Source organism: Lacticaseibacillus camelliae DSM 22697 = JCM 13995 (genome assembly GCF_001311195.1).
GTDB classification, from domain to species: Bacteria; Bacillota; Bacilli; order Lactobacillales; family Lactobacillaceae; genus Lacticaseibacillus; species Lacticaseibacillus camelliae.
This window is the reverse complement of the sequence record NZ_BBAJ01000118.1, coordinates 1-4,925: the sequence shown is the minus strand read 5'-3', so window position 1 is coordinate 4,925 and position 4,925 is coordinate 1. Positions and strand designations below refer to the sequence as shown.

Below are 4,925 nucleotides of genomic sequence, written 5' to 3'. Positions count from 1 at the left end.
CCATCACCATACCGCGCGGTCGCGGAAGCAGGCGACGTCGCCCGGCTCGCGCTGACCCTGGAAACCGGCCGCACCCACCAGCTGCGCGTCCACCTGGCCCACTTGGGCTACCCGATCATCGGTGACCCCTTATATCACGGCCGCCCTGCGCCGCGCCTGATGCTCCACGCCAGCGCGCTGACGCTGATCAAGCCGCTGACTAACGAAAGCCTCAAGACATCTGCCCCTGCGCCATTTTGAGCCTCGCACCAGCGCAAGCCAAAATTCCTTAGTCGCGTTCCATCAAGCAACGCCCAAGCGCACAAACGCCTCTGCACCGCGATCCTAAGAACGAATCGCACTGCAGAGGCGCTTGTGCTTTGGGCTAAACCTGCTTGATGTCTCAGCCTTTGGCCTAGGAAATAAACGCTTTCTGGTACTGCGCGTTGAACCACTTCGCGCTGGCCTCATCGGGACTGATCACGACGATGGTGTCATGACCGGCCAGGGTCCCAACGACCTGGGCAAAACCGATGTCATCGATAATGGCCGCCATCAGATTCCCGTTACTGGGCAGCGTCTTGATCACATTCAAGAACTGCACCCGGGTGATGGACAGGCCGACTTCGCGCACGGAATTGCTCAGGCGCTCAAGCTGCGATTGCGAATCCCCGCGGAAAATGGTGTAGCGCAACTGCCCGCTGGCGTCTTGGGCCTTGACCACCTGCATCTCGCGAATGTCGCGGGAAATGGTCGCCTGCGTCGCTTCGATGCCCGCGACCTTGAGGGCCTCAAGCAGCTCGTCTTGCGTGGTGATCACCTGCGAGTTAATGATTTTGGCCAGGACCGCCTGGCGTTCCGATTTATTCATCGCTGCCTCCCGTTACATCTCGGCCGGCGCGCCCACACCCAGCGTGTGCAGCGCATCGGTCAGCACCGTCGACACCGCCTTGACCATGGCCAGCCGGGCTGGCAACTCGGCGTCGTCCACCAGCACCTTGACGTTCGCGTAGTACTGGTTGAAGGCCTTGGCCAACCGCAGGGCGTACTTGGCGATCACCGAAGGCTCATACTCCCGCAGCGCGCGGGCGATCACGTTCGGATAGTCACCTAGGGCCTTGAGAACGGGCCAGGCCGCAGGGTCGGTCAGCGCTACTTCAGCGACCGGCTTTTGATCCGTTTTCTTCAAAATGCTGTTGGCGCGGGCGTTGGTGTACTGAACATACGGCCCAGTCTCGCCTTCAAACCGGACGACTTCCTCCAAGTTGAAGTCGAAGTTGTCAAGCCGCTCGTTCTTCAGGTCGTGGAAGACCACGGCACCGACGCCGACCTCGTGCGCGACCTGCTCGGCATTCTCCAAGTCAGGGTGCTTTTCGGCAATTTGCTTCTTGGCCAGCACCACCGCGTCCTTCAGCACCTTTTCCAGCAGGATGATGTTGCCTTTGCGCGTCGACAGCTTCTTGCCGTTAGCCGTGATCAGCCCAAACGGAATGTGGTGAATGTCATCCGCCCAATCATAACCCATTTCCTTCAAAACGGCCTTGAGCTGCTGGAAGTGTTCGCGCTGCTCGTTGCCGACCACGTACAGGCTTTGGACAAAGTGGTACTGGTCGTGGCGGTAGATGGCCGCCGCCAGGTCACGGGTCATGTAGAGCGTCGCGCCGTCTGACTTGCGGATCAGCGCCGGGTTCAGGTCGTACTTGCTCAGGTCCACAATTTCGGCGCCTTGGCTTTCCTTCAGCAGTCCCTTTTGCTCGAGCGCGTCGGTCACCGCGTCCATTTTATCGTTGTAAAAGGCCTCACCCTTATACGAGTCGAATTCGATGCCCAGCTCTTTGTAAATGCGCTTGAACTCCTTGAGCGACTCCTCGCGGAACCAAGACCAGAGCTGGTGCACCTCGGGATCGCCGTCTTCCAGCTGCTTGAAGACCGCGCGGGCCTCCTCATCCAGCTCCGGCTGCGTCTCGGCTTCTTTGTGAAACCGAACGTAATACTGAACCAGGTAGTGGATCGGGTCGCGCTTGACGTCTTCCTCAGAGCCCCACTTGCGGTACGCCACGATGAGTTTGCCGAACTGGGTGCCCCAGTCGCCAAGGTGGTTGATTTTGATTGGCGTGTAGCCGGTTTTGGTCAAAATATTGGCCAGCGCGTTACCGATCACGGTCGAGCGTAAGTGCCCCATGCTCATGGGCTTGGCGATGTTAGGGCTGGACATGTCGATCGGCACGTTGCCGCTGCCCAGCTGCTGGTCACCATAGTGCAACGGCTCCTTGGCAATGGTGGTCAGCACCGTGTTAGCAAAGCTGACCTTGTCTAAGAAGAAATTAATGTAGGCACCCTTCACTTCAACTTTTTCAAACGGGGTCGCGTCGATCTTGCCGGCCAGCGTCGTGGCGATTTGCTGCGGCGCCTGGTGAAAGACCTTCGCCAGCGCAAAGGTAGGAAACGCGTAGTCTCCCATTTTGTCGTCTTTAGGGGTTTCGACCAGCTTGGTGATGGCCGCCTCGGTCAGCGTGTCACCGATTGCCAAATGCAAGGCCTTGATCACTTCTTGTTTAAAATCCATCTTGTGCCTATTCCTTTCTGCGAGAAAAAACTCGTCTCCTTCAAATGATTTCTTGAAAGAGACGAGTTCCCCCGCGGTACCACTCTTGTTGACAAAATGTCCACTCATTATTCACTTCGGACTCGGCCGCGCGCTGGCAGGGCCGTGAGCTGCTCACACCACCCGCAGCTTCACTGAACACGGCGCCTTGCCTTCTTCGGCTTCTTCACCCAATAAAAAAACTGGCACCATTGGCACCAGGATCAAGCGGTTGACGAGAATCGAACTCGCGACGTCAGCTTGGGAAGCTGAAGTTTTACCACTAAACTACAACCGCAACACAGAAATTATTATAACGGGCCCAGGCTCGGTTTGCAAGCGGTCGAGCAATTTTTCTAGTTGCCGCCGGCCAAGAATAATAAGATGAGAAATTCATATATTATTGCCACCCTTTTTAATCGTGTTATAATAATAGCGAAGAATTTGAGAGGATGCGATGTTATGGTCAAGGCGACCCGCCGCTACTTCTTTGCGGCCCGCAACGAAAAAACGCCTGACGGATACGTGATTCAGTTTGTTAACATGCCGGACCTGACGGCTAAGGGCACCACTTATCAAGAAACCGTCTACTACGCCTACCGCGTACTGGCCAACTTTTTGCTGGGCCTGCCGAAAAAATCCGCGCCTTTATCAGCCTACACGCTGACCTCTTTGCCCGATGACGAGCCTGACCCGAACGTGTTTTACTCACTGGTGTCCGCAACGGAGGACTTCGATCCGCATAAAATGGAGATGCACTTCACGCTGCCCCAGGCGCCGCCGGATGAGATCCGGCGCATGGCCGGCCAGCTGGCCCACCTCACCACCTATCACCAGAAACGCCAAAAGGATCCCACGGCATGAGTACCGGTCGCGTCAGCCCGTTGGGCACAGTTTTGGCCTGGCTCTTTTTGCTCAGCCTTGCCGTGTTTGTGCTCAGCTTGATTGGCTGGCTGATCACCATGCTGCGGGGCCGTGACCCGCAGCTGCCACGCCGGGTCTGCCTCATCGCGGCCGCGCTTGCCATGGCCAGTTTGGCCATCAATTCCGCTTTGTGACCTCAAAGTCTGCTTTGAGCTTTTTGCGTAGCAAACCGCCGCAGATGTGATTTAATAGGCAGGATGACGTGACACTGGATTCAAAGGAGTGATCATTTTGGCTAGTTTGAAAACCACCCTAGGCGACTACCGGTTCGACAATGTGTTCATGAACGCCAGCGGTGTGCATTGCGAAACCGCCGCCGAGCTGGACGAAGTGGCTGCTAGTCCCGCCGGCACCCTGGTCACCAAAACCGGCACGCTGCAGCCGCGGTCGGGCAATCCCGAACCGCGCTTTGCGGTGCTGGAATTGGGTACCATCAACTCCATGGGGCTGCCTAACCAAGGCGTCGATTACTACCTTGCTTACGCCGAGCAGTTTCAGGCGCAGCACCCAGAGCAGCCCATTTTTCTCTCCGTGGCCGGCATGCAGCTTCAGACTTCCCGGTCCTTGCGCAAAAGATTCAGGATTCCGGCTTCACCGGGCTGACCGAATTTAACCTGAGCTGCCCGAACGTCCCGGGCAAGCCGCAAATCGCCTACGATCTGGCCACCACCGCGGAGATTCTCACCGCCATTTTCACGGCCTTCAAGAAGCCCGCCGGCGTCAAGCTGCCGCCTTACTTTGACCTGGCCCAGTTTGACCAGGTGGCCGCGATTCTCAACCGCTATCCCCTGACCTTTATTAATTCAATCAACAGCCGAGGCAACGGCTTGTGGATCGATCCGGAAACCGACACCACCACGATCCGGCCTAAAGGCGGGTTTGGCGGCATCGGTGGCCAGTACGCCAAACCAGTCGCCTTGGCCAATGTGCGCGCCTTTCGCCAGCGCCTGCGCGCGGACATCGGCATTATCGGCACCGGCGGCGTGACCACCGGCCGCGACGCCTACGAGCTGATCCTGTGCGGCGCCAACCTGGTTTCACTGGGCAGCGTCCTGGCCACGGAAGGCGTTGGCGCGTTTTCACGATTGACCACCGAGCTGAAAGCCGAAATGGCCAAAAAAGGGTACAGCAGGGTTGACGAGTTCCGCGGCCAGTTGAACACTTTGTAACCAGAAACCCAAAATGAGGCAAAGCCACTTTGATTTGGCTTTGCCTCATTTTTCATGGTGCTAGTCTCCGAAAATGCGTTTTTGAATGTGCCGCCCGGTTGGCGTGGCCGCCAGCCCGCCTTCCGCGGTTTCGCGAAAGGCACTGGGCATTTGCTTGCCCACGGCGTCCATGGCGGCGATCACCTCGTCTGGCGGGATCACCGACCGCATGCCGGCCAGCGCCATGTCCGCAGACGTTAAGGCCTGCGCGGCGCCCATCGCGTTGCGCT

General features: G+C 57.8%; 5 protein-coding genes, 1 tRNA gene and 2 pseudogenes. 4 read left to right on the top strand and 4 right to left on the bottom strand.

From position 1 onward, the window contains the following. A pseudogene (locus JCM13995_RS15075) lies at nt 1–240 on the top strand (RluA family pseudouridine synthase); the annotation flags it as partial. A gap of 154 nt (nt 241–394) precedes the next feature. Here the strand turns inward: JCM13995_RS15075 and JCM13995_RS12895 are convergent. The 3 genes from JCM13995_RS12895 to JCM13995_RS12885 form a co-directional block, all read right to left on the bottom strand. After that, nucleotides 395–850, bottom strand: a complete 456-nt coding sequence (locus JCM13995_RS12895; protein WP_054666333.1) for an arginine repressor — start codon at nt 848–850, stop codon at nt 395–397. 12 nt (nt 851–862) lie between these two features. Further along, a complete protein-coding gene (gene argS, locus JCM13995_RS12890; RefSeq protein WP_054666330.1) occupies nt 863–2,545 on the bottom strand; it encodes an arginine--tRNA ligase in 1,683 nt (560 codons plus the stop codon). A 245-nt stretch (nt 2,546–2,790) separates the two neighbouring features. Further along, a tRNA-Gly gene (locus JCM13995_RS12885) sits at nt 2,791–2,861 on the bottom strand. A gap of 164 nt (nt 2,862–3,025) precedes the next feature. Between JCM13995_RS12885 and JCM13995_RS12880 the strand changes: the two genes are divergently transcribed. The 3 genes and pseudogenes from JCM13995_RS12880 (at nt 3,026) to JCM13995_RS12870 (ending at nt 4,656) form a co-directional block, all read left to right on the top strand. Beyond that, nucleotides 3,026–3,427: a hypothetical protein gene (locus JCM13995_RS12880; RefSeq protein WP_054666327.1), complete on the top strand. Its 402-nt coding sequence runs from the start codon at nt 3,026–3,028 to the stop codon at nt 3,425–3,427. Beyond that, complete coding sequence (locus JCM13995_RS12875) at nt 3,424–3,621, top strand: hypothetical protein (protein WP_054666323.1); 198 nt, start codon at nt 3,424–3,426, stop codon at nt 3,619–3,621. The genes JCM13995_RS12880 and JCM13995_RS12875 overlap by 4 nt, the downstream gene beginning before the upstream one ends. Before the next feature lie 97 nt (nt 3,622–3,718). After that, nucleotides 3,719–4,656: pseudogene (locus JCM13995_RS12870) on the top strand (dihydroorotate oxidase). A gap of 60 nt (nt 4,657–4,716) precedes the next feature. On the opposite strand, the gene JCM13995_RS12865 reads toward JCM13995_RS12870, so the two are convergent. Further along, a partial coding sequence (locus tag JCM13995_RS12865) for an L-serine ammonia-lyase, iron-sulfur-dependent, subunit alpha (protein ID WP_173581569.1) occupies nt 4,717–4,925 on the bottom strand: 209 nt, incomplete at its 5' end.

Bases quoted from the DNA above. Each gene is read 5' to 3' on its own strand.
- JCM13995_RS12875 (WP_054666323.1), top strand. From the start codon at position 3,424: ATGAGTACCGGTCGCGTCAGCCCGTTGGGCACAGTTTTGGCCTGGCTC.
- argS (WP_054666330.1), bottom strand. From the start codon at position 2,545: ATGGATTTTAAACAAGAAGTGATCAAGGCCTTGCATTTGGCAATCGGT.
- JCM13995_RS12880 (WP_054666327.1), top strand. From the start codon at position 3,026: ATGGTCAAGGCGACCCGCCGCTACTTCTTTGCGGCCCGCAACGAAAAA.
- JCM13995_RS12895 (WP_054666333.1), bottom strand. From the start codon at position 850: ATGAATAAATCGGAACGCCAGGCGGTCCTGGCCAAAATCATTAACTCG.